We start from the raw sequence: 22,067 nt of genomic DNA, 5'->3' as shown, positions 1-22,067 counted from the left end.
TCTGTCAATTCGCGGCCGAGACCGCTTTGGTTACACCGACGATATGGAGCGCCCCGACCAGCCGTGCAGTGATGGCAGTCACCCTTAACGGAAATGACTTACTATCCGGTGAACCGGGCGGTTAACCGCCGTTCAGGTTCAAATAGTCGCCCCCGCTGCGATTACAAGACCGATCGGTACAAAATAATCGTGCGCAGATAAATTTGCGCTGGATGAGGTGTTAGCTGAGCGCAGCGCACGCCTGCTGGATGCGCACGCAGGCTTCCTTCAGCACTGCTTCCGACGTCGCGTAAGAGACGCGGAACGCCGGCGACAGGCCAAAAGCGCCGCCGTGCACCGCCGCGACCTTCGCGCTGTCGACGAAATAGTCGATCAGCGCCTCGTCGCTGTCGATCAGCTTGCCGTCGGGGGTCTTCTTGCCGATGCAGCCCGACGCGTCGGGATAGACGTAGAAAGCGCCGTCGGGGACCGGGCAGTTGAGGCCGGGCGCGTCGTTGAGCATCGCGACGACCATGTCACGGCGCTTCTTGAACGCGGCGTTGCGGTCGTCGAGGAACTGCTGCGGCCCGCCGAGCGCGGCGGCGGCAGCGGCCTGCGCGATCGAACAGGGGTTCGACGTCGACTGCGACTGGAGCTTGCCCATCGCCTTGATAATCCACGCGGGGCCGCCGGCATAGCCGATGCGCCAGCCGGTCATCGCATAGGCTTTCGAACAGCCGTTCACGGTCAGGATGCGGTCGATCAGGTCGGGGCAACGCTGCGCGAAGGTCGTGAATTCGAAATCGGCGTACCAGACATGCTCATACATATCGTCGGTCATCACCATCACATGCGGATGACGGCGGATCACCTCGCCGAGCGCGTCAAGTTCCTCGCCCGAATAGGCGGCGCCCGACGGGTTCGACGGCGAGTTGAACATCACCCAGCGCGTCTTCGCGGTGATCGCGGCGTCGAGCTGCCCCGGGGTGATCTTGTAGTTCTGCGCCGCGGTGCCCTCGATGATCACCGGCGTGCCGCCCGCAAAGGCGACGATGTCGGGGTAGCTGACCCAATAGGGCGCGGGGATGATCACCTCGTCGCCCGGATCGACCGTCGCGACGAGCGCGTTGAACAAAGTGTGCTTGCCGCCGACGTTCACCGAAATCTGGTCGAGCCCATATTCGAGGCCGTTGTCGCGGCGGAATTTGCCGCGGATCGCCTCTTTCAGCGCCACCGTGCCGTCGACGAGCGTATATTTGGTCTGCCCATTGCGGATCGCCTCGATCGCCGCTTCCTTGACGAAGTCGGGGGTGTCGAAATCGGGCTCGCCGGCGCTGAGGCCGATCACGTCGACGCCCGCGGCTTTCAGCGCCGACACGCGCGCGGTCATCGCGAGCGTTGCCGACGGCTGGATGCGGTTGAGGGCGGCGGAGACATGGGGCTTCAGCGACATGACGATATCTTCCGTGGCTTGCGCGGTCGGGCTGCAAAAGGACAGGAAATTGCGCGCGGCCGCGCCTAAAGCCTCTAACCAACATTCGCAAGCGCGCTGGTTGATAATTTACCTATGCATGGCCCAAGATGTCGCACGACACAGTCTCAAAGCTGCGCGTGTCACCGGGGTCGAGATTCCCGCCTTCGCCAGAATGACGGAGTTTTTCAGGAAGAAATGGCAGCGTCCGCCAAGCGCGCCGGGATCAGTCCGCGCAGCGAATTGCCGATGAAGAATCCGCTCTCCAGATCCGCGATCCGCAGGTGCGATTCGACCGCGCGGCCCTTGTCGATCAGTTCGGCGCGCAGCACCCCGGGAAGCAGCCCCAGCGCGAGCGGCGGGGTGAGCAACTGCCCATCGCGTTCGACGAAGATATTGCTCCAGCTCCCTTCGGTGACGAAGCCGGGCTCGTCGACGAAGACAACCTCGGCCGTGCCGCTCTCTTGCCGCGCGCCGTCATAGGCGGCGCGCAGGCTCGTCTTGTGCGTCAGGCGGAAATCGTCGGCGGCCATCGGCGCGGGCCGCACCGCGACGGGCACGGGCAGCTCGGCAAGCCGCGGCAGCGGAGACACCTCGATCGCGAGCGCCCCCGACGGCGCGAGCCGCATCCGCACCCGCGCGGCGCTGCGCAGGCGAAAGGTCGCCGATTGCAGGACGTTGCGCGCGCCGTGCCGGTCGAACACGAAGCCCAGCGCCGCGGCGCTCGCCTTCATCCTCGCCAGATGCCCCTCGATCCGCTGGACGCCTTCGACCGGATCGAAGAACATCGTTTCGATGAGGTCGAAGCTTTCCCCCGCTGCGCCCACAAATTCCCCTTTGGCCAGACATTCGCGCCATTCTTCAACCGGTTCGCTGTCGGCGACGATTCCGGAGCCCAGTCCCAGCGTGGCGCAAGCAAGGCCGTCCTGCAAGGCGCTTTGCGGTAACAAAAGCGTCCGGATCGCGACATTGAATGCCGCATCCCCCCCCGGCTCGATGAACCCGATCGAGCCCGTGTAAAGCCCGCGCGCACCCGATTCCAGTGCGTCGATGATTTCCATCGCGCGCACTTTCGGCGCCCCGGTGATAGACCCGCACGGAAAAGCGGCACGCAACACGTCGACTGCCCCGGCGCCTTCGGGCAGGCGCGCGCTGACATCGGAGACGAGCTGGTGGATCGTCGGAAAGCTTTCGACACGGAACAGTTCGGGCACCGCGACCGACCCCGGCACCGCGACGCGCGACAGGTCGTTGCGGATCAGGTCGACGATCATCAGATTTTCGGCGCGCTGCTTGGGATCTTCGGCAAGCTCGCGCGCCGCAGCAGCATCGGCCTCGGGAGCGGAAAGCCGCGCCGCGGTTCCCTTCATCGGCCGTGCCATCACCTGCCCCTCGCGCAGCGCGAAGAAGAGTTCGGGCGAGTGTGAGACAATCGCCTGTTCGCCAGTCCAGATCACCCCGCCATAACCCGCGCGCGCGGTGCGGCGCAGCCGGGCATGAACCGCGAGCGGATTGCCGCGCACCGGAACGTCGGCGCGAAAGGTGAAATTCGCCTGATAGATATCGCCGGCGCGGATCAGGCCGAGCACGGATTCGACGGCAGCCAGATAGTCGGCGCGCGCGACGCGCGGCGCGACCTTGCCGATCCACGCCGACGCGGGATCGGGGAGAAGGTCCGCGACCTTGTCGGCGTCGATCCGCCGGACCGTGTGAAACAGCCCGAACCAGCCGAGCGGAGCCGCGCCCGCTTCGGCATCGACCGCACCGCGCCACGCCGGCGCGAGCGCCTTGCCGGCCTCATAGGTGAGATAGCCCGCGGCATGGAGCCCGCGGCCCTGCGCCGCTTCGAGCGCCGACAGCAGCGCCGGGACCTCGGCCGCCGAATGCGCCGTCAGCACGTCGACGGGATCGACGAACAATCGCGCCGCCGCCGCGCCTTCGGCGCGCGCATCGTCGAGCAGCACGAAAGGTGGGCAGTCCGGGCCCGGAACGGGAATCGCGTCGCCCTCGGCCATCGCTATTTCGCAGGGTTCGATGGCGCGCCGGCCGCGATCAGCGGTCGCGCTTCATGCGGATCGTGCGGCCGCCGTCGATCGTCGCGAAATAGCTGCCCATCGTCGCGACCTTGATCTTGACCTTCTGCCCCGGCTTGGGCTGGCGCGGGCTGCTCCCGTCGAGCTGTACCCACACCGCATCGTCTTCCATCGTAAGCGTATATTTGCCCGAGCGGTCCACGCTGACCGAACGGATCGTCGTTTCGATTTCCTTGACCTCGTCCTCGTCACCGCCGAAAATTCCGCCGAGCTTGGGGAAGTTGAAACCGAACAGCCCGCGCCGGGCCTTTTTGGCGGTCTCGCGGTCGGTGAAGGTGATTTCGCGCGCCTGGTCGGCCGCCGACAACTCGCCGACCTCGCGGTCGAAACAGGCGAGGCGCGCCGCCGGATCGGTGATGTCGCGGCACGCGTAAAGCTCTTTGATCTGGGTCGGAACGCCCGCCGGCAGCCTGTCCTTGGCGGCGGCCGGCACAGCGGCGGCGCAGGCGAGAAGGACGAGCGACGCGGCGACGCGCGATGACAGCTGCAACATGGCAAAACCCCTGGCGATAACGATATGCGCTGCCTAGCCGCAGCGGCGCCGCGCCGCAAGCGAGCCCGGTTGCGATATGGGCTTACTGACCCTAGTGTCAGGAAGCCCCTCCCGTTTCAAAGGACGTCCGCCCGCATGGATAGCCACTTTTCCTGGTCGACCGATTATCGCCACCCCACGGCCTGGGATCAGGAATTTCCGCCGCTGTCGCTGCCCGACATGCTCGCCGCCAGCGTCGCGCGGCGCGGCGACGCGCCGATGCTCGACTTCATGGGCCGCCAGTTCGGCTATGCCGAGGTGGCGCGCGGCGCCGCGCGCGTTGCGCGCGGATTGCAATTGCAGGGCATCGGCAAGGACAGCCGCGTCGGCCTGTTCCTCCCCAACGTCCCCCATTATGTCGCCGCCTATTATGGCGCGCTCGCTGCGGGGGCCACCGTGGTCAATTTCTCGCCGCTCTATACCGTTGCCGAGCTGGAAGCGCAGGTCGAGGATTCGGGGACCGAGACGCTGTTCACAATCAGCGCCGCCGCCCTGCTGCCCACCGCGCTCAAGGTGCTCGACGGGTCGAGCCTCAAACGGCTGGTCGTCGGCTCCGTCGCGGGTGGTCTTCCCGCCGCCAAGTCGGTGCTCTACCGCCTGCTCAAGCGCAGCGAGGTCGCGGCGCTGCCCGTCGACCCGCGCGTCATCCGTTTCTCGGCGCTCACCGACAATGACGGCCGACCCGACCCCGTCACGATCGACGCCCGAAAGGATATCGCGCTGATCCAGTATACCGGCGGCACGACCGGAACGCCAAAGGGCGCGAAGCTGACGCACCAGAACCTCACCGCCAATGCGCGGCAGGTGAACGCTATCGATCCCGATCACGACGCCGCCGACCGCATCCTCGGCGTGCTCCCCTTCTTCCACGTTTTTGCGAACACCTGCGTGCTCAACCGAACGATCCTCAACGGCGGCACGATCACGATGCTGCCGCGTTTCGAGGCGAAACAGGCGCTGCAGGCAATCACGCGGACGAAAACGACCGCACTCCCCGGCGTGCCGACGATGTACCAGGCGCTGCTCGATCATCCCGATCTGGCGAAGACCGACTTCTCTTCGCTGCGCATCTGCATTTCGGGCGGCGCGCCGATGCCCGGCGAGCTGCGCGAGAAATTCACCGCGGCGACCGGGGCGTCGCTCGTCGAAGGCTATGGCCTCACCGAAAGTTCGGGGGTCGTCGCGACCAATCCCTATGAAGGCCCGGCCCAGCCGGGCACGATTGGCCAGCCGCTCCCCGCGACGCACATTCGCCTGCTCGACAAGGAAGACCCATCGAAAGATGCGCCAGACGGCGAGCCCGGCGAACTCGCGGTCAAGGGACCGCAGATCATGCAGGGGTACTGGAACCGGGCCGAGGCGGACAAGGACAGCTTCACCGACGACGGCTGGCTGCGCACCGGCGACGTCGCGGTGGTCGAAGCCGATGGTTATATCCGCATCGTCGACCGGCTGAAGGACATGATCGCGGTTGGCGGCTTCAAGGTCTACCCGAGCGTGATCGAGGCGCATCTGTACGAGCATCCCGCGGTCAAGGAAGCGATCGTGCTGGGCGTTCCCGACGCCTATCGCGGCGAAGCGCCCAAGGCGTTCGTCACGCTCGAGGACGGCTTTCAGATCAGCGGCGAGGCGCTGGCTGCGTGGCTCAACCCGCAGCTCGGCAAGCATGAGCGAGTGAAGGCGGTCGAGGTGCGGCTGAACCTGCCCAAGACGATGATCGGCAAGCTCGACCGCAAGGCCTTACGCGCGGAGGAAGATCCGAAAGCCAGAGTCTAACCTGTTTTATGGACCCGGCGGCCAAGCTGCGCGACCATGCCCCCCCTCATATGGGGAGAAGGGGCATGGAAGAGAATCGCGAATTCCTGGCCCGACGGCGTGCCGAAGAAGAAGCCGCCGCCGTCTGCGCCTTGTCCGAGGAAGAACGCGTCCTGCGCCGCGAACTCGCGCAATATTATGCCGGGCGCCTAGCGCAATTCACCTCGATCGAGACGAATCCCCCTGTAACAACAGTTTGGACGGATGCTGACATGGCCGACACCTACCCCCCCCGCAGCTATTATTTCCATGTCCGTAACGGCCATGGCTTTGTCCGCGACGAAGAGGGGCAGATGGTGTCGCCGGACAAAAGCGTCCGTCAGATCGCGATCGACGGCGCGCGATCGGTGATGGCGGCCGATATATTGGACGGTTTTCTGGACCTGTCGGGACAGATCGAGGTGGCGGACGACGAGAATGCGACGATTCTGACCCTTCGCTTTGGCGACGCCATCATCATGAAATGAGGCCCCGCGCCCTCATGCTTCCACATCGACCGAGTCTTTGGTCAGATTGGGGTGAAGATAGCGGTCGTTAAAGTCGCCCAGTTCCTCCAGTGCCGCCCATTCGACGATGCAGATGGTCCGCTTCTCGCGCTTGATCAGATTCTTGCGTTCTAGGTCTCGCAGCGTCCGGTTGACGTGGATCGGGGTCAATCCCACGGCGTCGGCCAGCTGCTCCTGCGTCAGCGGCATCTTGTAGCAATGATCCTTCGCCAGACCGGCGTGCGTGAGGCGGATCGAAAGTTCGCACAGCAAGTGCGCGATGCGCGATGCAGCGTCACGGCGGCCGACATTGACGATCCATTCGCGAAAAATGGCCGCGTCGATCAACGTATCGCGCCACAAGGCGCGTCCCAGCGCCGGGCGCTCGGCGATCAGCGCCTCGATCGCCGTCACGGGGATCAGCGCCACATGCGCCTTGGTCAAGGTTTGCACACTATGGTCGGCGACATCGAGGAGCGAGTTTTGCAAATCGACGAAATCGCCCGGAATCTGGATCGAGACGATCTGTCGATTGCCGCCGTTGGTCACCTTGTGCCGGATCGCAATGCCTTCGAGCAAGACGCAGCAATGCTCGATCCGGTCGTCCTCGCGCACCACATAGCCACCAAGATCGAGCCATTTCAGACGGTGCGGCAGCGCCAGAAACGCGTCGACATCGTCCTGCGACAAGCGCTCAAGTCGCCTCAGTTTCTCGGCTGCAGGGTAAAAGATCGACGATGGCGACAAAAACTGGCTCCCCTTTTGGATAGTGGGAGCATCGCGCATCTCTCAGTCGCTGAAGCAAAGGCACATTCAACGATCAGCGAGATATAGCAAAAAACTTGGCCCCCGTCGCGATTTATACACGCGGCGCGAGAAGCCGACTTAACTTCGGCAACGCATTGATAACTTAACTTACATTAGCTGTTGTCGATTTGAGGTGGGCAAAATTTGCCGCGGACGGGTTATTGAACCTGGCGGAATCCACGGAATCGCAATGTGATGTTGTAACCTTTGTCATGATATGCCATATCTCGCCTCGCAATTGCACCAACGGAGAATCGGGTGACCCAAGTCGCCAGCCATGCCCCTGTCCTGACGCGCCCTGCCCCTTTCTTGAAGCGGTGGGTCGCGGTGGTTCGGGCTGCACGCGATTCGCGGCCGCTGACCTCCTTGAGCGGCGACCAGCTGGCGATGGGCCTGTCGGGTCTGTGCCTCGTCCACTGCCTCGCAACGACGATCTTCTTCGCGTCGATCGCCTCGGTCGGTGGCGTGTTTCTCGACAATCATCTGTTCCACGAGATCGGGCTGATCATCGCGATCGGCTTTGCGCTGATCACGCTCGTTTCGGGCGTGCTCAGCCACGGTTATATGATGCCCTTCGCGGTCGGCAGCTTCGGGCTCGGCATGATGGCGGGCGCGCTGTCGCGGCCGCACGACGGCAGCGAAGTGATCGCGACGATGATCGGTGTCGCGGTCGTCGCCCTGGGTCACGACCTCAACCGCCGCGCGCGGCACTGATCCCACCGCATCGGAGATGTCCGCAACTTGCGGGCACGCCCTAAACAGCCTACATTGAAGCGATAGTTAGCGCGGGATTTCCCACGCCTGAGGAAACGCCAATGGGCAAGCATGATCATCCGCACGTCGAGGCCAGCGGCGCCTCGCTCGCCAGGGCGGCGCAGAGCGCGCTCGAGGGCGCGGGCGAAGCATGGACCGACATGCGCGCGCAGATTTTCGACGCGGTCGCAGAGATCGGCAAGCCCGCGAGCGCCTATGAAATCGCCGACATCGTCTCGCAAAAACGCGGCAAGCGCGTCGCGCCGAACAGCGTCTATCGCATCCTCGACCTGTTCGTCGCGAACAACCTCGTCCGCCGCGTCGAGAGCGCGAATGCCTTTGTCGCGAACAGCCACCCCGGCTGCCTTCACGACTGCATCTTCCTGATCTGCGATACGTGCGGCAGCGCGGTGCATGTCGACAATGACAAGATTTCGGGCGGCGTCCGCGCTGCGGCCGAGGCGACGGGCTTCGCCGCCGAACGCCCGGTGATCGAGGTGCGCGGCAAATGCGCCGAGTGCCAATAAGGTGATCCGCCGCGCTCCACCGGACAGCTAGAGCGTGTTCGGGGGGCTTCAGCATTGGATCGAAGCGCAGCGGACGCGCCCGCCCGCGCCAACGCGCGTGTGGGTCTGGACGTTGGCTTTCGGCATCGCCACGCTCCTCTTCGGCCTTCACCTGGAGCAGGTTTTTCCGCAAGCGGGCCATGACATCGCGCCCGGCTATGGCGCGCCCGTCCTCGCGTTCGAGTTCGCCGGCGGGCAAGCCGATCTCGAAGCGATCTTCGGCTTCTATACCGATCCCGAGCAGGTCACGCGCCTCGCGGCGATGCGGACGGGCAACGAGCGCGACTATCTCTACATGCTGCTCTACGCCGGCTTTCTGACGAGCGGCTGTATCGCGCTGTGGTACGAGCTTCGCCTCCGCGCGCTCCTCGCCGCGGCGGTACTGCCGATCGCCGCGTCGCTTTGCGACGCATGGGAAAATTACCTGCTCTTCGACATCCAGGCCGCCTTCACGCTCGGCGACTATTCGCCCGCGATGGCAAGCCTACCCTATCCCGTCGCCGCCAAGTTCCTGCTGCTCGCCGCGACCAATGTCGTGATCGGGGCGGCGGCGACGCAGATCGGGCGCTGGTGGGCGCTGTTCGGGACGATCGCGATCCTCGCCGCGATCCCGACCGTGATGGCGATCATCACCCCCGCCGCCTTCGCCTGGGCGCTGATACCGTCCGCCGCGGGCGGCTGGCTTCTGCTCCTCGCACTCGCTGCGGCGGGCAGTTGGCAGGCGTTCGTCCGCAAGCGTCCGCTTGTCGACTTGGGTGATGCGGTCCCCGTGTCCGACGAACTACAACCCGTCTCATCGGCTCGCCGCGTCTTCGGCCGCCGCCGCACCTGACCCCTTGTCCACCCCGGCCGTGCAGGTCTAGGGAGGCCGCGAATCCCGCAAAAGGGCGAAAGGCTGCACATGAATACCGTGATCATCCGCGAAGACGACCTCATCGAAACGATCGCCGACGCGCTCCAGTACATCAGCTATTTCCATCCGATGGATTATATCCGCGCGCTCGGCGCCGCGTATGAACGCGAAGTCTCGCCCGCCGCGAAGGACGCGATGGCGCAGATCCTGTCGAACAGCCGCATGTGCGCCGAGGGGCATCGCCCGATCTGCCAAGACACGGGAATCGTCACGGTCTTCATCAAATGGGGCATGGACTGCCGCCTCGACTCACCCCGCAGCCTGCAGCAGGTCGTCGACGAGGGCGTGCGCAAGGCGTACCTCCACCCCGACAACAAGCTCCGCGCCTCGATCCTCGCCGACCCCGCATTCAGCCGCGTGAACACCAAGGACAACACGCCCTCGGTGCTCAATGTCGAGATGGTGCCCGGCGCGAAGGTCCATATCGACGTCGCGGCGAAGGGCGGCGGCAGCGAGAACAAGTCGAAGTTCAAGATGATGAACCCCAGCGACAGCATCGTCGACTGGGTGCTCGAAATGGTCCCGCAGATGGGCGCCGGCTGGTGTCCGCCGGGCATGCTCGGCATCGGCATCGGCGGCACCGCCGAAAAAGCGATGCTGCTCGCGAAACAGTCGCTGATGGACCCGATCGACATGACCGAACTGCTCGCGCGCGGGCCGTCGAACCCGACCGAGGAACTGCGCATCGAACTGTATGAAAAGGTCAATGCGCTCGGCATCGGCGCGCAGGGGCTTGGCGGCCTCGCGACCGTGCTCGACATCAAGATCGCCGACTGGCCGACGCACGCCGCATCGAAGCCCGTCGCGATGATCCCGAACTGCGCCGCAACGCGCCACGCGCACGTGACGCTCGACGGCACCGGGCCGGCCTTTCTCGAACCGCCGGTGCTCGCCGATTATCCGCAGATCGACTGGAAGCCCGATCAGGCGGCGATCCGCGTCGATCTCGATAACCTTACCCCCGAGGTCGTCGCCAGCTGGAAACAGGGTGATCGGCTCTTGCTCAACGGCAAGATGCTCACCGGCCGCGACGCCGCGCACAAGCGCATCGCCGAGATGCTGACGAAAGGCGAAGAACTGCCTGTCACCTTCCGCGACCGCGTGATCTATTATGTCGGCCCCGTCGACCCGGTCGGCGAGGAAATCGTCGGCCCGGCAGGCCCGACGACCGCGACGCGCATGGACAAGTTCATGGACATGATGCTCGATCAGGGCCTGCTCGCCTGCGTCGGCAAGGCCGAACGCGGCCCCGCCGCGACACAATCGATCGCGAAGCACAAGAGCGCCTATCTGATGGCGGTCGGCGGCGCCGCCTATCTCGTCGCGCGCGCGATCAAGGGCAGCAAGGTCGTCGGTTTTGCCGACCTCGGCATGGAAGCGATCTACGAATTCGAGGTTCAGGACTTCCCCGTCACCGTCGCGGTCGACAGCGAAGGCCAGAATGTCCACGTCAACGCACCAATGCTGTGGCAGAAGCGGATCAAGGAAGAAGGTCTGCTCGAAAAGGCGTAAGGGGACAGGGCGATGGCGGACAGCGAAGCGATCGACCTCTACTCGCCCCTCTCGCCCGAGGCCATCGCACGCAAGCTCAAGAAGATCATGGACGACCCGATGCCGGACGCGAAGGCCCGCGTGCTCGGCAAGGGTAGTGAGCGCGACATGACACTGCGCTACCGTCAGCGCGATGCGCGCACGAATATGGAACCGGTGCTCGACGCGCTGATGGAGCCGCACAACGGCGGCACCCGGATCACCGGCACCTTCGGCACGCCGCCGGGAGCGCGCTATTTTCCCTATGTGTGGGTCGGCTTCCTCTCGCTGTTCGTCATCGGCGGCGTCCTCGCCTTTATGTACATTCCCGGTGCCGGGTTGTTCGCGACCTTCTTTGCCGGCATCCCGATGCTGATGATCTTCGGAGGGCTCGCCGCCTTTCGTGCCCAGCCAAGCCCTGCCGCGGACAAGGCGAAGATTCTCGCTTTCCTCGCCCGCGAAATAGACGCCCGGCCGTCCGCGTAACGGTAAGTCCCCGGCACGGCCTTGCGTTTCCCCGCCGATGCGGCACATTGCTTCGCATACGAAGCAGGCAGGGGACGCATGATGGATTTCCGTGAGCTTAACCGACTGAACCGCCGCGACATGTTGCGCGGCACCGCGATGCTGGGCGCGGGCGCCGCCTTCATGCAGCCCGTCCCGCTCTGGGCGCAGTCGGGCACGATGACGGATATCCGGAAAGCGGCCGAAGCGGGTAAGGACGCGTCGATCAAGCGCATCCGCGACTGGATCGCCCTCCCCTCGATCGCCGCCGAAAACCGCAGCATGCCCGAAGGCGCGGCCTATATGGCCGAGCTCGCGAAGGACGCGGGCTTCACCAATGTCGAGATCGTCCCGACCGACGGCCACCCCGGCGTGTTCGGCACGATCGACGTCGGCGCCCCGCGCACGCTCGGCATCTATTTCATGTACGACGTCAAACAGTTCGATCCGGCCGAATGGTCGTCACCGCCGCTCGAAGGCAAGATGGTCGAGCGCCCCGGTTTCGGGCAGGCGATCATGGGCCGCGGCGCGGTGAACCAGAAGGGGCCCGAGGCGACCTTCCTCGCCGCGCTCCACGCGATCCGCGCCGCAGGGCGCAAGCTGCCGGTCAATATCGTGCTCGTGTGCGAGGGCGAGGAGGAGATCGGATCGCCGCACTTCCGCCAGATCGCGACCAGGCCGAACATCCTCGCCGCACTCAAGAAGTGCGAAGGCATTTTCATTCCCTTTGCCTCGCAGGGCAAGACCGGCAACGTCACGGTCAACCTCGGCTCGAAAGGCATCATCGAACTCGAACTGATCGCGAGCGGCGAGAAATGGGGCCGCGGTCCGAAAGGCGACGTCCATTCGAGCCTGAAAGCGATGGTCGATTCGCCCGCATGGCGTCTGGTGCAGGCGCTCCAGACCCTCGTCACGCCCGATGGCAACAAGCCCGCGATCGAGGGCTGGTTCGAAAATGTCCGCCCGCTCACCGACCGCGAAAAGACGCTGATCCGCGAAGCCGCGAAGGCGGGCGACGAGGCACAGCAGAAGGCGGCGCTCGGCATCACTCACTGGATCGACAATCTCGCCTACGACGACGCGCTGATCCGCCTCGCGCAGGAACCGACGGTCAATATCGAGGGGCTGGTCGCGGGCTATACCGGCCCCGGCGGCAAGACCGTGCTGCCCGGCAAGGCGGTCGCGAAGCTCGACCTGCGCCTCGTCCCGAACCAGACGCGCGCCGAGGCCGAGAAGAAGCTGCGCGCGCATCTCGACAAACATGGCTTCACCGATGTCGAGGTGAACGTGTCGGGCGGTTACGATCCGACCGAGGTCGCCGAGGACAGCCGCCTCGTCCGCTCGGAACTCGCAACCTACAAGAAGCTCGGTATCGCGACGAGCCTCAACCCGCGGATGGCGGGCAGCTGGCCGGGCTCGACCTTCACCGCGCCGCCGGTGTCGATCCCCGCGGCGCATTTCGGCATCGGCCACGGATCGGGCGCGCACGCCCCCGACGAATATTTCCTCATCGATTCGACCAATCCCAAGGTCGCCGGGCTCGTCGACGCGACGATGGGCTTCGCCGAATTCCTCTACGTGCTGGCGAGCATCAAATAGGGAGGGGGCGAATGAGCGACCTCAACGGCGTCGCGCACGTCATCCTGACCGCGGGCGATTTCGAACGATCGACCACCTTTTGGCGCGCGATGATCCGCTATCTCGATCTCAAGATCGTGCTCGACAGCGAATATATGCTCTACGGCGTGGGCGGCCGCACCGCGATCGGCATTCGTACCGGCAGTCCGGAAAATACCGGCAAGCGTTTCGATCAGGGCGCACCCGGGTTGCACCACGCCTGTTTCCGCATGCGCGACCGCGCCGCGATCGATGCTGTCGGCGCCTTCCTGAAAGCCCGCGACGATATCCATATCGTCCATGCGCCGCAGGAAGAGCCCTGGGCGCCCGGCTATTATTCGATCCTGTTCGAGGATCCCGACGGCATCCGGATCGAGTTCAACCATGTGCCCGGCGTTGGCCTGCTCGCCGATGGCGAGCAGATCGGCGGGGCCGACGCGTTCGACTAGAAGCCGTACACCAGCGTAAAGCGCGTCTGCGTGTCGACGCTTTCGATCCCCGGTGGCGGGCTCGTATCGATCTGCGCCGAATAGGCGATGCGCGCCGACAGCGCGCCGGTCAGCTTGGCACTGAGCGCGGTCTGCGAGCTGGTCGATCCATTGGCCTCGCCGATGATCGTCGATGCGACCTGCGTCAGCCGCAGCGTCGGCGATATCTGCCAGCCGAAATCGAGCCCCGCGAGCGCGGTCAGTTCGGTGTCCTCTTCGCCGTTCACGAAGTCGGTCTGGCGAAATGCCGGCCCGCCCTTCAGGCTCAGCGTCATCTTCTTGCTGTCGAAGACCTTGTAACCGAGCCCGCCCGACAGGTTCCAGCGCGTGTCATACCCGAGGATCCGGTCATGTTCCCAGCGGCCAAGGCCAAATGCGAAAGTCCGGTCGTTGATCCGATATTGCGGCTCCACCTCGGTCAGATAGCGTTCGACCGAGGTCTGACCGTTCGTGCGCTGATAATCGGCCTGCGCGCGAAACTTGTGCGTCCAGTCGATCCCCTTGCGCGCAAGCGCGACGCCGGCGCTCAGCCCGACGGACTCGGTGTTACCGCTGCTCTGCGACGCGCCGATCTGCCCCTCGCCCTTCCAGTTCTGCCAGAATTTGGCCGCGGCCAGTCGAGCGCGCTCGGCCGCCGCCGCCTCGTCTCTCAGACGCTTTCGTTCGGCGCGGTAAGCGAGGAGCCGTTCCTCGATCTCCGCTGCATTCTCGGGGTTGGTTTCCTTGGCGAGCTTTGCCACCGCCTCGACATCGGCATCCTTGGCGGTCGCCATCGCTGCCGCGAGCATATTGCCCACCGGGTCGGGCGGCGTCTCGGGGGGATGCTCGCTGCGATAATAAGCGAGAAGTGCGTCGATTTCGCCGATATTACGCGGGTTGGTCCGTCTGGCGACCTTGGCCACCGCTTCGACATCATCATTGTCGCCGCTCGCAAAGGCGGCGTCGATCATTGCGCGCACCGCGTCGGGCAACACCGGGTCGGGCTCCATCAGTGCCGTGGGAATCGGATTGGCGAGCACCGGGTCGACAAGCACGGGGTTCGGCTGCGGCGGATTCACCGGTTCCTGCGACGCGTGCGCAGACGGCACAGCAAGAGCAAGCGGCAGACAAAGCGCGGCCAGGCGGGGGAGAGTTGTCACCGAAGACGTCCTTCTCTGGGGGCAGGAGCCGGGTTCGTTCGATCGACCGCGCGGGGCCGGTGCGCGAGCGATGCGCCCCTATAAACCGAAAGTTGCTGGCATTTCCACCCCGCGTCCCCCATTTGCAAACCTATGGTTATCGCGCTCATCGCCATTTTCTGTGCCGGCGTCGGAAATTTCGCGATGCACCGCGCCTTCATGGAAAGCGATGACCCGCTGATCCAGCAGATGGTCAAACCACTTGCCGACAAGGTCGGGCCGAACATCACCTATGTCTTTGAATTCCTGCTGCTCGTCGGCGCGATGGCGATTGCGACGCGGAACTGGTTCACCGCGCTGATGCTCTATGGCCTCTATACGATCTTCAACGCGATGGCGTTCAGCTGGATCATGCAAAGACCGCGGTAGGCCGTGGCTACCAGGCGGGGCCGGTGATCGGCAAACCTTGCGATTTGAGCTGGTCGAGCACGCCGTCCTTTTCGGCCAATATGCGCAGCGGAACGACTGCAAGTGTCACGCCGGGCTGCGCCGTCGCATCGCGGATCGCCCCGACCCAGGTCTGGCGCAGCGCCGGGCCGAAACTGTCGTTCGTCCAGGGCCAGCAGCGCCCGAGCGCCTCCTCGAGCGGACTCGCCATCACCGCGGGCACGTCGAATTCGGTCCACGCGCGGCCGCGCTCTATCACCACATCGCCGCCCGCCTCGGCCGCCGCCATCGCGGCTTCGAGGCACGGGACATGCGTTTCGGGCGCCGCGGCGAACAGATTGTCGAGCATATCCTCGCCGCGCACTTCGCCGACGGGCTGGGTCGGAATTTTCGACTGCCGCGCCGCCTTACGCACGACGTCGGAGGCGTCGTCGGCGCTGTCCTTGTTGAAAGCGAGCCGCTTCGAAAGCAGATCGAACGCCGTCATCAGGAAGTTCGAGCGGGCGTAATCCTGATCGAACCGCGTTTCGAGCGCATGGAGCCGTTTCATCTGGCGCGCATCGAGATAATCGGCGGCGACGCGCCCCTTCGGCAATTTGGTGAGCCCGCCACCCTTGAAGATCAGCCGCAAGATGTCGCCCGGCGACACCTTCGCCTTGGTGCCGAGAATGACGCGCTGCGCGCGGTCGGTCGCGCCTTCGAGCCGCTCGGGACGCCACGGCGTCGCCTTCGGAACCGCCGCGATCTCGCCGACGAGGATGACGACGCCGGTCGGCGTCTGGATCGTCCACATCGGCGCGCCCGAACGGCGCGCGGTGACGACGATCTCGTCATTGATCTGATCGGCGGCCGCCGGTTCGGTCGCCCGCACGGTGGGCGATGCCACCGTCGCGGCGGCGAGCAGTATCGCCATCGCACACCGCATCAGGCTACGCCGTGATACCACCACACACCGTCGCGGTCTTCGCGCTGGACGCGGCCTTCGATCTCGAGCCGCTTCAGATGCGCGAGTGCCTCACCCGTCGCGAGCCCCTGATTATGCTCCCCGATCGGGCGGTTGAAAAGCAGCGGGAAGCTGTCGACCGCGCGCATCGGCGCCTTCGCCGCCGCCTCGGCCAGATTGTAGAGCCGCATGCGATGCTCGTCGCGCAGCGCCATCAGGCGGACATGCAGGCCCTTGAACGGCTCGCCGTGCGCGGGGCAGGTGACGACGTCGGCGGGGACGGTTGCGAGCAATTTGTCGATCGACGCGAGCCACTCACCGAGCGGATCGGCGTCGGGCTCGGTGATGTTCACCGAAACGTTCGAGCTGATCCGCGGCAGCACCTGGTCGCCCGACACCAGAACGCCTTCGCGCTCGTTCCACAGGCACGCATGTTCGGGGCTGTGTCCCGACCCGGTGACGACACGCCACTGGTGCGCGCCCATGTCGAGGCGCTCGCCGTCAGCGATCCGCACATAGGAGCGCGGCAGGGTGAAGATCATGCGCTGGAACATGTTCCAGCCGCGCGAGCGCTGCGCCTCGATCGCGGTTTCGTCCCAGCCCGCGGCGCGCGACTGCGTCAGCACCTCGTCGGGGGCAGTGTCGGACGAATCGGCGACGATCGCACGCGCGGTGAGCATCTCGCCGCGCGTCATCCACAGCTTCACATCCTGCTTCTTCGCGATCCAGCCCGCGAGGCCGATATGATCGGGGTGGAGGTGCGTGCCGATGACGCGCGTGATGCGCTTGTCCTTCAGCGCCCCGGCATAGAGCGCCTTCCAAGCATCAGAACACATGGTGAGGCAGATGCCGGTGTCGACGACCGCGACGCCCCCCTCTTCACCGTTGGCGCCGTCGTCGAGCAGCCAGCTGTTGATATGGCCGAGCGACCCCGGCATCGGGATGCGCGCCCAGCTGATCCCGTTCGCGATACGGATCGTCTCGCCCGCACCCGGCGCGGCGGCGCCCCATGGATAGATGAGGCCCGCATGGCTCGTCGCGGTAAAGCTGTCGTCCTGGGTCAGCGAAGCATCCGGCGAACCGCTGGCCGCCGGGATATCATCCTCGTCCGTCCCCGCCATGCCTCAGGCTTCGCCGTCGGCTTCGGCTTCGGCTTCCTCGGCGGCACGCGCTTCGTTCGCGGCGGTGCGTTCGGCGCGCAGCTCTTCGAGCAGCGCTTCGCGGTCGCCTTCGAAACGGCTGTCCTCGGGCGCCTTGATGCCGGCCTTCTTCGCCGCCTTGGCGACGAGCGCGTCGAGCTCGCGCTGCGAGCAGAGGCCGAGCGTTACCGGATCCTTGGGCACGATGTTCGCGCTGTTCCAATGGCTGCGGTCGCGGATCGCGCCGATCGTGTTGCGGGTGGTGCCGATCAGCTTGCCGATCGCGCCGTCCGAAACTTCGGGATGATTCTTCAGGATCCACGCGATGCCGTCGGGCTTGTCCTGACGCTTGCTGACCGGCGTGTAGCGCGGGCCGCGCGTGCGGCGGATCGTGTCCTGCGCCTGCTTGCTCATCTTGAGCTTGTAGTTCGGGTCCTTCTGACCCTTTTCGATTTCTTCCATCGACAGTTCGTGCGCGCGGACGGGGTCGCGGCCGGTGTATTTGGTCGCGGCGGTCTCGTCGGCGATCGCCTGCACTTCGAGGATGTGGATGCCGCAATATTCGGCGATCTGGACAAAGGTGAGGCCGGTGTTGTCGACCAGCCAGGCGGCGGTCGCGTGCGGCATCAGCGGGGTGGCATCGGGATTGGCCATGGCGGAAACTCTCCAAGCGGAAATAATAAGGGCCGCCCCTTGCGAGGCGGCCGTTCGGCGGCTGATGTAGACCTGTTTTAGGCTGCGGGCAAGGGGTGGTCGCCGGCGGTGAAGCCCGCGACAGATTCGGCGAGCCACGCGCAAACCGCCCGCACGTCGGCGCAGGCCATATTGGCGGGGGTCGCAAGCATATGGTAGCTCTCCCCTTCGATGACCGGTCCGAAGGGATGGACCAGCAGCCCCGCATCGATCTCCGGCCGGGCGAGGATCAGGCTGCCGATCATAACCCCATGCCCTGCGACAGCCGCCTGCACGGCGTGATCGTCCGAACTGAAACGCGGCCCTTCATCGACGGCCAGCCCCTCGATCCCGGCAAGCCGCGCCCACCGCCGCCAGTCGGACGCGTTGGCGGGCTGGCGCCATTCGACATGCAGCAAGGTGGCGCGCGCGAGATCTTCTGGTCCGGTAAGGCCGAGCTTCGGGCTGCAGAGCAATCCGAAGCGTTCCGAAAAAAGCGGCCGGCCGACCAGCCCGTCAAAGGGCCCGCGACCATAGCGAACCGCGACATCGGCCAGCCCGGCAGCCAGATCGACGGGCTCGTTCGAGGAATGCAGCCGCAGGTCGAAATCGGGAAAGCGTTCGCGAAACGAGCCGAGCGCGGGCAGAAGCCTGCGCGCCGTAAACTGGATCGTCGCGGTCAATGTCACCGCCGCGCGCCGGGATCCCGGCGTGAGGTCGGCAAGCGCCCGGTCGAACGCATCGAACCCGTCGCGCAAGGTCGGATATAATCGCTCGCCCGCTTCGGTCAGCGCGACCTGCCGCACCTGACGCGTGAACAGCGCGAACCCCAGCACATCCTCCAGCAGACGAATCTGGTGGCTGATCGCCGTCGGCGTGACGGCCAGTTCGCCGGCTGCTCGCTGGAAACTGAGATGACGCGCTGCCGCCTCAAAGGCGCGCAACGCCGCCAGCGGCGGCAATTTCCGGTTACGTATCATAGGTGAGGAAAATCGATCCATTGGCTGACGTATTCGCGTTCGACTGAACAAATTATATGGGAATATATGCGTCCAGTCATCCAATTAAATGAACTGGATTATTCCATGAACGCTCCTGAAAAATCACTCCTCCGCATACTTCACATCGATTCCAGCGCCCGTCAGGGCCTTTCGGGCCGGGACCCGCATGGCTCGCATAGCCGGCGGCTGGGTGAACGTCTGATACGCCGCTGGTCGAGCGCGCGGCCGCAGGATGAGATCGTCTATCGCGACGTCGGCCTCGCTCCGCCGTCGCATGTCGACGCCGAATGGATCGCCGCCGCTTTCTCTCCGCCCGGCCGGCGCAGCGACGAACAGCGCGCCCGGCTGGCCGAAAGCGACCGGCTGGTCGCCGAACTGATGGCGGCGGATCTCGTCGTCGTCGGCGCGCCCATGTATAATTTCGGCATGCCGGCACCGCTGAAGGCATGGCTCGACAACATCGTTCGCGTCGGCGTCACTTTCGGTTTCGACCGCGCGCGGGCGGGCGAGCCATATTGGCCGATGCTGCCCTCCGGCAAGCGGCTGGTCATCCTCGGCGCGCGCGGCGATTATGGTTATGATCCGGGCGGGCGCCAGGCCGACGTCAATTTCGTCGAGGCCGGCCTGAAAGCGCCGCTCGCCTACATCGGCCTTCGCGATACGGATTCGATCGCGGTCGAATTTGACGAGTTCGCCGACGAACGCCTCGCCCGATCGATCGCCGCGGCGGAAAGCAGCGTCGACGCGCTGGTCGTCCGGCTGGTTGCCGATCTGGACGAACGCGCTTGCCGATCTGACCGCTATCCCATCCTTACATAGCCGGGTTCAGCCTCCACCCGCGCGATCCAGCGCTGCACGGCGGGATAGTCGGACAAAGCGAACAACCCGCCCTCCTCGGCGACATGCGTATAGGCATAGAGCGCGATGTCGGCGAGCGAGAGGTCCTGCCCCGCGAGCCACTCGCGCGCCGCCAGATGTTCATTCATCAGCTTCAGCGCCGCGACGCCTGCGGCCTGTTTGAGCGGCAATTGCGTTCGCTGCGCGTCGCTCAGATTGTCTGCGCCGATCCACTTCATCCAGAAGCGCAAAGTCGCGACATTCGGTTCGTGATTATATTGTTCGAAGAACATCCAGTGCAGCATGTCGGCGCGCTCGAAGCGATCATACGGGACGAGGTGCGTCCCGTCGGCGAGCCAGAAGCAGGCGGCGTTGCTTTCGGGGAGGAAGCGGTCGCCGACCTGCAGCACCGGGATGCGCCCATTGGCGTTGACGTTCGCGAGGAAGTCGGGCGTGCGCGTCTCGCCCTGCACGATGTCATATTCGCGCCGTTCGATCGGGCAGTCGAGCAACGCCGCGGTCAGCCGGACCTTGTAGCAATTGCCGCTCGCGGCATATTCGTGAAGGATCGGCCTGTCGCCCATTGCAGCCCCCATCGTGATGGATCGCCGCCATCCCCCGACACCGCGGCGACGCCTCTATGCGGCGCGCGCGCGGTGCCCGCAAGCGGGCGTTACGGACCGCAGCGCCACAGCCCGGCAAAGACGCGCTGGGCGCCGTCAGCGCGGTCGGCGGTCAGCGTCGCGGGACGCGGCGGCGACTCGCCGCCACCCGGTGCCGGTCCGACCAGCGCGACGCGAAGCTCAAGCCCCTTGGCAAAGAATTTGGTGCCCTTCGCCATCGCGTCGAAGCCGCCGTTCGCCGACGCCGCTTCGATCGTATCGCCGACCTTGACGATGCCGCGCGACGGCTCGGTCGACGCGACGTCGCCCTGCGCGTGCAGGATCGGCTGCGCGGCCGCGTCCGCGGCAAAGCTGCACGCGAGTTCGCCCTTGAGCTTGGCGCCGCTGACGTCGGCTTCGGTCAGTGCCGCGAGTTCGATCGGCGATCCGTCGCCGCCGCGCGTCGGAATGTCGGTCGGCTTGATAGTGGGCACGGCCGGTTCGGCCGCCTTACCCTCGGGCACGACGTCGCCGTCATAGGATGCGGTCGGCGTTTTTTCGGTTTCGGTAGGTCCAGAACAAGCCGCAAGGGCAAAGGAGAGAGCGGTGGCGGGAAGCAACAAACTACGCATCTTCATCGGGAGAGATCATCCTCTTTTGATTGGCCCCCGCTCGCTCAACCGCCGATCCTTGGCGAATGTTCCCTCGGCTCATCCCACGCTGAGCACGATCTTCCCCACATGCTCGCCAGCCTGCATCCGCGCGTGCGCAGCAGCGGCGTCGGCGAGCGGGAATGTCTGATCCATTGCGGGCTTCCATCCGCCCTCGGCCAATAGCGGCCACAGCGTGCGGTGAAGCTCGTCGGCGAGCAGCGCCTTGAAGTCGGCGCTGCGGGCGCGGAGCGTCGATCCGGTCAGCGTCAGCCGGCGGCGCATCACGTCGGCGATGTCGAATTCGACCTTCGCGCCGCGCTGGAACGCGATGGTGACATGGCGCCCGTCCTCGGCGAGGCAGGCGAGGTTGCGCGGCAGATAGTCGCCGCCGACCATGTCGAGCACGACGTTGACGCCCTTGCCGCCGGTGAAGCCCTTCACCGCCTCGACATAATCCTCGGACGAATAATCAATCGCCAGGTCGGCGCCGAGCGCGGTCGCGGCGGCGCATTTGTCGGCGCTGCCGCACGTCACGATGATCTTGATGTCGAACAATTTGCAGAGGCCGATCGCGGTGGTGCCGATGCCGCTGGTGCCGCCGTGGACGAGCACCGTCTCGCCGTCGCGCACATAACCGCGCTCGAAGAGGTTGTGCCACACGGTAAAGACGGTCTCGGGCAGCGCCGCCGCCTCTTCCATCGAAAAGCCCTTCGGCACCGGCAGGCAGCTTCCGGCCGGCGCGGTGCAATATTCGGCGTAGCCGCCGCCCGCGACGAGCGCGCACACCGCCTGCCCCAAAAGCTCGGGATCGCTCCCCGGGCCGACCGCGGCAACCGTCCCCGCGATTTCGAGCCCCGGCAAGTCCGAAGCGCCCGGAGGCGGCGGGTAAAAGCCCATGCGCTGGAGCACGTCGGGACGGTTCACCCCGGCCGCGGCGACGCGGATCAGCACCTCGCCCGGTCCGGGCTGGGGCACCGGCCGCGTTGTCGGTTGCAACACTTCGGGTCCGCCCGGCGCACTGATGGCGATGGCGGTCATATCTACTGGCACGCTGGTCACGCTGCGAATTCCCCCACTGGTCCCTTCATCCCCTACCCCCTGC

At 65.4% G+C, this 22,067-nt stretch carries 23 protein-coding genes; 11 read left to right on the top strand and 12 right to left on the bottom strand.

The genetic code is table 11. The features are described 5' to 3' along the window. Nucleotides 1-220: 220 nt before the first annotated feature. The 3 genes from ASD73_RS21690 to ASD73_RS21680 form a co-directional block, all read right to left on the bottom strand. Nucleotides 221-1,432, bottom strand: a complete 1,212-nt coding sequence (locus ASD73_RS21690; RefSeq protein ID WP_056368185.1) for a pyridoxal phosphate-dependent aminotransferase — start codon at nt 1,430-1,432, stop codon at nt 221-223. 206 nt (nt 1,433-1,638) lie between these two features. Next, nucleotides 1,639-3,465 (bottom strand): aminodeoxychorismate synthase component I, encoded by a 1,827-nt coding sequence (pabB, locus tag ASD73_RS21685; RefSeq protein WP_200934997.1) that lies wholly within the window; start codon nt 3,463-3,465, stop codon nt 1,639-1,641. 37 nt (nt 3,466-3,502) lie between these two features. Continuing rightward, entirely contained in the window at nt 3,503-4,036 is a 534-nt protein-coding gene (locus tag ASD73_RS21680; RefSeq protein ID WP_056368183.1) for a hypothetical protein, read from the bottom strand. Between the two features lie 135 nt (nt 4,037-4,171). Here ASD73_RS21680 and ASD73_RS21675 point away from each other — a divergent pair, with 135 nt between their 5' ends. Both ASD73_RS21675 and ASD73_RS21670 read left to right on the top strand, forming a co-directional pair. Continuing rightward, nucleotides 4,172-5,851, top strand: coding sequence for an AMP-binding protein (locus ASD73_RS21675; RefSeq protein WP_056368181.1), 1,680 nt, complete (start codon nt 4,172-4,174; stop codon nt 5,849-5,851). Nucleotides 5,852-5,916: 65 nt separating this feature from the next. Further along, entirely contained in the window at nt 5,917-6,357 is a 441-nt protein-coding gene (locus tag ASD73_RS21670) for a DUF6894 family protein (RefSeq protein WP_056368180.1), read from the top strand. A gap of 12 nt (nt 6,358-6,369) precedes the next feature. On the opposite strand, the gene ASD73_RS21665 is transcribed toward ASD73_RS21670, so the two are convergent. After that, nucleotides 6,370-7,065 carry a Crp/Fnr family transcriptional regulator gene (locus ASD73_RS21665; protein WP_235534638.1) on the bottom strand — a complete coding sequence of 232 codons (696 nt, stop codon included), beginning with the start codon at nt 7,063-7,065 and terminating at the stop codon, nt 6,370-6,372. A 375-nt stretch (nt 7,066-7,440) separates the two neighbouring features. Between ASD73_RS21665 and ASD73_RS21660 the strand changes: the two genes are divergently transcribed. From ASD73_RS21660 to ASD73_RS21630, 7 genes are all read left to right on the top strand, one after another. Beyond that, nucleotides 7,441-7,896: a MerC domain-containing protein gene (locus ASD73_RS21660; protein WP_082521757.1), complete on the top strand. Its 456-nt coding sequence runs from the start codon at nt 7,441-7,443 to the stop codon at nt 7,894-7,896. A gap of 101 nt (nt 7,897-7,997) precedes the next feature. Beyond that, nucleotides 7,998-8,462, top strand: a complete 465-nt coding sequence (locus ASD73_RS21655; RefSeq protein ID WP_056368177.1) for a Fur family transcriptional regulator — start codon at nt 7,998-8,000, stop codon at nt 8,460-8,462. Between the two features lie 34 nt (nt 8,463-8,496). After that, entirely contained in the window at nt 8,497-9,333 is an 837-nt protein-coding gene (locus ASD73_RS21650) for a hypothetical protein (RefSeq protein ID WP_200934996.1), read from the top strand. 69 nt (nt 9,334-9,402) lie between these two features. Next, nucleotides 9,403-10,926 (top strand): fumarate hydratase, encoded by a 1,524-nt coding sequence (locus ASD73_RS21645; protein ID WP_056368175.1) that lies wholly within the window; start codon nt 9,403-9,405, stop codon nt 10,924-10,926. Between the two features lie 12 nt (nt 10,927-10,938). Next, nucleotides 10,939-11,430, top strand: a complete 492-nt coding sequence (locus ASD73_RS21640; RefSeq protein ID WP_056368172.1) for a hypothetical protein — start codon at nt 10,939-10,941, stop codon at nt 11,428-11,430. Between the two features lie 78 nt (nt 11,431-11,508). Then, nucleotides 11,509-13,047: a M20/M25/M40 family metallo-hydrolase gene (locus ASD73_RS21635; RefSeq protein WP_443027989.1), complete on the top strand. Its 1,539-nt coding sequence runs from the start codon at nt 11,509-11,511 to the stop codon at nt 13,045-13,047. An 11-nt stretch (nt 13,048-13,058) separates the two neighbouring features. After that, complete coding sequence (locus tag ASD73_RS21630; RefSeq protein ID WP_056368167.1) at nt 13,059-13,514, top strand: VOC family protein; 456 nt, start codon at nt 13,059-13,061, stop codon at nt 13,512-13,514. Here the strand turns inward: ASD73_RS21630 and ASD73_RS21625 are convergent. Continuing rightward, nucleotides 13,511-14,692: a DUF481 domain-containing protein gene (locus ASD73_RS21625; RefSeq protein WP_235534637.1), complete on the bottom strand. Its 1,182-nt coding sequence runs from the start codon at nt 14,690-14,692 to the stop codon at nt 13,511-13,513. The two genes, ASD73_RS21630 and ASD73_RS21625, sit on opposite strands and share 4 nt — an antisense overlap. 132 nt (nt 14,693-14,824) lie before the next feature. Between ASD73_RS21625 and ASD73_RS21620 the strand changes: the two genes are divergently transcribed. Continuing rightward, nucleotides 14,825-15,100: a hypothetical protein gene (locus tag ASD73_RS21620; protein WP_037518141.1), complete on the top strand. Its 276-nt coding sequence runs from the start codon at nt 14,825-14,827 to the stop codon at nt 15,098-15,100. 7 nt (nt 15,101-15,107) lie between these two features. On the opposite strand, the gene ASD73_RS21615 is transcribed toward ASD73_RS21620, so the two are convergent. The 4 genes from ASD73_RS21615 to ASD73_RS21600 all read right to left on the bottom strand — a co-directional run bounded on the left by ASD73_RS21615 (nt 15,108) and on the right by ASD73_RS21600 (nt 18,852). Beyond that, nucleotides 15,108-16,043, bottom strand: coding sequence for a TraB/GumN family protein (locus ASD73_RS21615; RefSeq protein ID WP_056368165.1), 936 nt, complete (start codon nt 16,041-16,043; stop codon nt 15,108-15,110). Further along, nucleotides 16,043-17,182, bottom strand: a complete 1,140-nt coding sequence (locus tag ASD73_RS21610) for an MBL fold metallo-hydrolase (protein WP_056368163.1) — start codon at nt 17,180-17,182, stop codon at nt 16,043-16,045. Before ASD73_RS21610 ends, ASD73_RS21615 begins: the two co-directional genes overlap by 1 nt. Before the next feature lie 3 nt (nt 17,183-17,185). Continuing rightward, on the bottom strand, nt 17,186-17,854 hold the full coding sequence (locus ASD73_RS21605) for a DUF1013 domain-containing protein (RefSeq protein ID WP_082521756.1): 669 nt from the start codon (nt 17,852-17,854) through the stop codon (nt 17,186-17,188). A gap of 77 nt (nt 17,855-17,931) precedes the next feature. Beyond that, complete coding sequence (locus tag ASD73_RS21600) at nt 17,932-18,852, bottom strand: LysR substrate-binding domain-containing protein (RefSeq protein WP_156377499.1); 921 nt, start codon at nt 18,850-18,852, stop codon at nt 17,932-17,934. A 105-nt stretch (nt 18,853-18,957) separates the two neighbouring features. On the opposite strand from ASD73_RS21600, the gene ASD73_RS21595 reads away from it, so the two are divergent. Beyond that, complete coding sequence (locus tag ASD73_RS21595; protein WP_056368158.1) at nt 18,958-19,692, top strand: FMN-dependent NADH-azoreductase; 735 nt, start codon at nt 18,958-18,960, stop codon at nt 19,690-19,692. Here the strand turns inward: ASD73_RS21595 and ASD73_RS21590 are convergent. From ASD73_RS21590 to ASD73_RS21580, 3 genes are all read right to left on the bottom strand, one after another. Then, complete coding sequence (locus tag ASD73_RS21590; protein WP_056368155.1) at nt 19,674-20,294, bottom strand: glutathione S-transferase family protein; 621 nt, start codon at nt 20,292-20,294, stop codon at nt 19,674-19,676. The two genes, ASD73_RS21595 and ASD73_RS21590, sit on opposite strands and share 19 nt — an antisense overlap. A gap of 89 nt (nt 20,295-20,383) precedes the next feature. Continuing rightward, nucleotides 20,384-20,950, bottom strand: coding sequence for a hypothetical protein (locus tag ASD73_RS21585; protein WP_056368153.1), 567 nt, complete (start codon nt 20,948-20,950; stop codon nt 20,384-20,386). A gap of 72 nt (nt 20,951-21,022) precedes the next feature. Next, on the bottom strand, nt 21,023-22,003 hold the full coding sequence (locus ASD73_RS21580) for an NAD(P)H-quinone oxidoreductase (protein ID WP_056368151.1): 981 nt from the start codon (nt 22,001-22,003) through the stop codon (nt 21,023-21,025). Nucleotides 22,004-22,067: the final 64 nt, after the last annotated feature.

It is taken from the genome of Sphingopyxis sp. Root154 (assembly GCF_001427105.1).
Classification (GTDB): Bacteria; Pseudomonadota; Alphaproteobacteria; order Sphingomonadales; family Sphingomonadaceae; genus Sphingopyxis.
The sequence above is the reverse complement of the archived record's forward strand: the minus strand, read 5'-3'. Positions and strand labels throughout refer to the sequence as shown.

What these genes read in the sequence shown, in the direction of transcription:
- ASD73_RS21690 (WP_056368185.1), bottom strand. Translation starts at nt 1,432, where the DNA reads ATGTCGCTGAAGCCCCATGTCTCCGCCGCCCTCAACCGCATCCAGCCG.
- pabB (WP_200934997.1), bottom strand. Translation starts at nt 3,465, where the DNA reads ATGGCCGAGGGCGACGCGATTCCCGTTCCGGGCCCGGACTGCCCACCT.
- ASD73_RS21680 (WP_056368183.1), bottom strand. Translation starts at nt 4,036, where the DNA reads ATGTTGCAGCTGTCATCGCGCGTCGCCGCGTCGCTCGTCCTTCTCGCC.
- ASD73_RS21675 (WP_056368181.1), top strand. Translation starts at nt 4,172, where the DNA reads ATGGATAGCCACTTTTCCTGGTCGACCGATTATCGCCACCCCACGGCC.
- ASD73_RS21670 (WP_056368180.1), top strand. Translation starts at nt 5,917, where the DNA reads ATGGAAGAGAATCGCGAATTCCTGGCCCGACGGCGTGCCGAAGAAGAA.
- ASD73_RS21655 (WP_056368177.1), top strand. Translation starts at nt 7,998, where the DNA reads ATGGGCAAGCATGATCATCCGCACGTCGAGGCCAGCGGCGCCTCGCTC.
- ASD73_RS21645 (WP_056368175.1), top strand. Translation starts at nt 9,403, where the DNA reads ATGAATACCGTGATCATCCGCGAAGACGACCTCATCGAAACGATCGCC.
- ASD73_RS21640 (WP_056368172.1), top strand. Translation starts at nt 10,939, where the DNA reads ATGGCGGACAGCGAAGCGATCGACCTCTACTCGCCCCTCTCGCCCGAG.
- ASD73_RS21635 (WP_443027989.1), top strand. Translation starts at nt 11,509, where the DNA reads ATGATGGATTTCCGTGAGCTTAACCGACTGAACCGCCGCGACATGTTG.
- ASD73_RS21630 (WP_056368167.1), top strand. Translation starts at nt 13,059, where the DNA reads ATGAGCGACCTCAACGGCGTCGCGCACGTCATCCTGACCGCGGGCGAT.
- ASD73_RS21620 (WP_037518141.1), top strand. Translation starts at nt 14,825, where the DNA reads ATGGTTATCGCGCTCATCGCCATTTTCTGTGCCGGCGTCGGAAATTTC.
- ASD73_RS21615 (WP_056368165.1), bottom strand. Translation starts at nt 16,043, where the DNA reads ATGCGGTGTGCGATGGCGATACTGCTCGCCGCCGCGACGGTGGCATCG.
- ASD73_RS21610 (WP_056368163.1), bottom strand. Translation starts at nt 17,182, where the DNA reads ATGGCGGGGACGGACGAGGATGATATCCCGGCGGCCAGCGGTTCGCCG.
- ASD73_RS21605 (WP_082521756.1), bottom strand. Translation starts at nt 17,854, where the DNA reads ATGGCCAATCCCGATGCCACCCCGCTGATGCCGCACGCGACCGCCGCC.
- ASD73_RS21600 (WP_156377499.1), bottom strand. Translation starts at nt 18,852, where the DNA reads ATGATACGTAACCGGAAATTGCCGCCGCTGGCGGCGTTGCGCGCCTTT.
- ASD73_RS21595 (WP_056368158.1), top strand. Translation starts at nt 18,958, where the DNA reads ATGAACGCTCCTGAAAAATCACTCCTCCGCATACTTCACATCGATTCC.
- ASD73_RS21590 (WP_056368155.1), bottom strand. Translation starts at nt 20,294, where the DNA reads ATGGGCGACAGGCCGATCCTTCACGAATATGCCGCGAGCGGCAATTGC.
- ASD73_RS21585 (WP_056368153.1), bottom strand. Translation starts at nt 20,950, where the DNA reads ATGAAGATGCGTAGTTTGTTGCTTCCCGCCACCGCTCTCTCCTTTGCC.
- ASD73_RS21580 (WP_056368151.1), bottom strand. Translation starts at nt 22,003, where the DNA reads ATGACCGCCATCGCCATCAGTGCGCCGGGCGGACCCGAAGTGTTGCAA.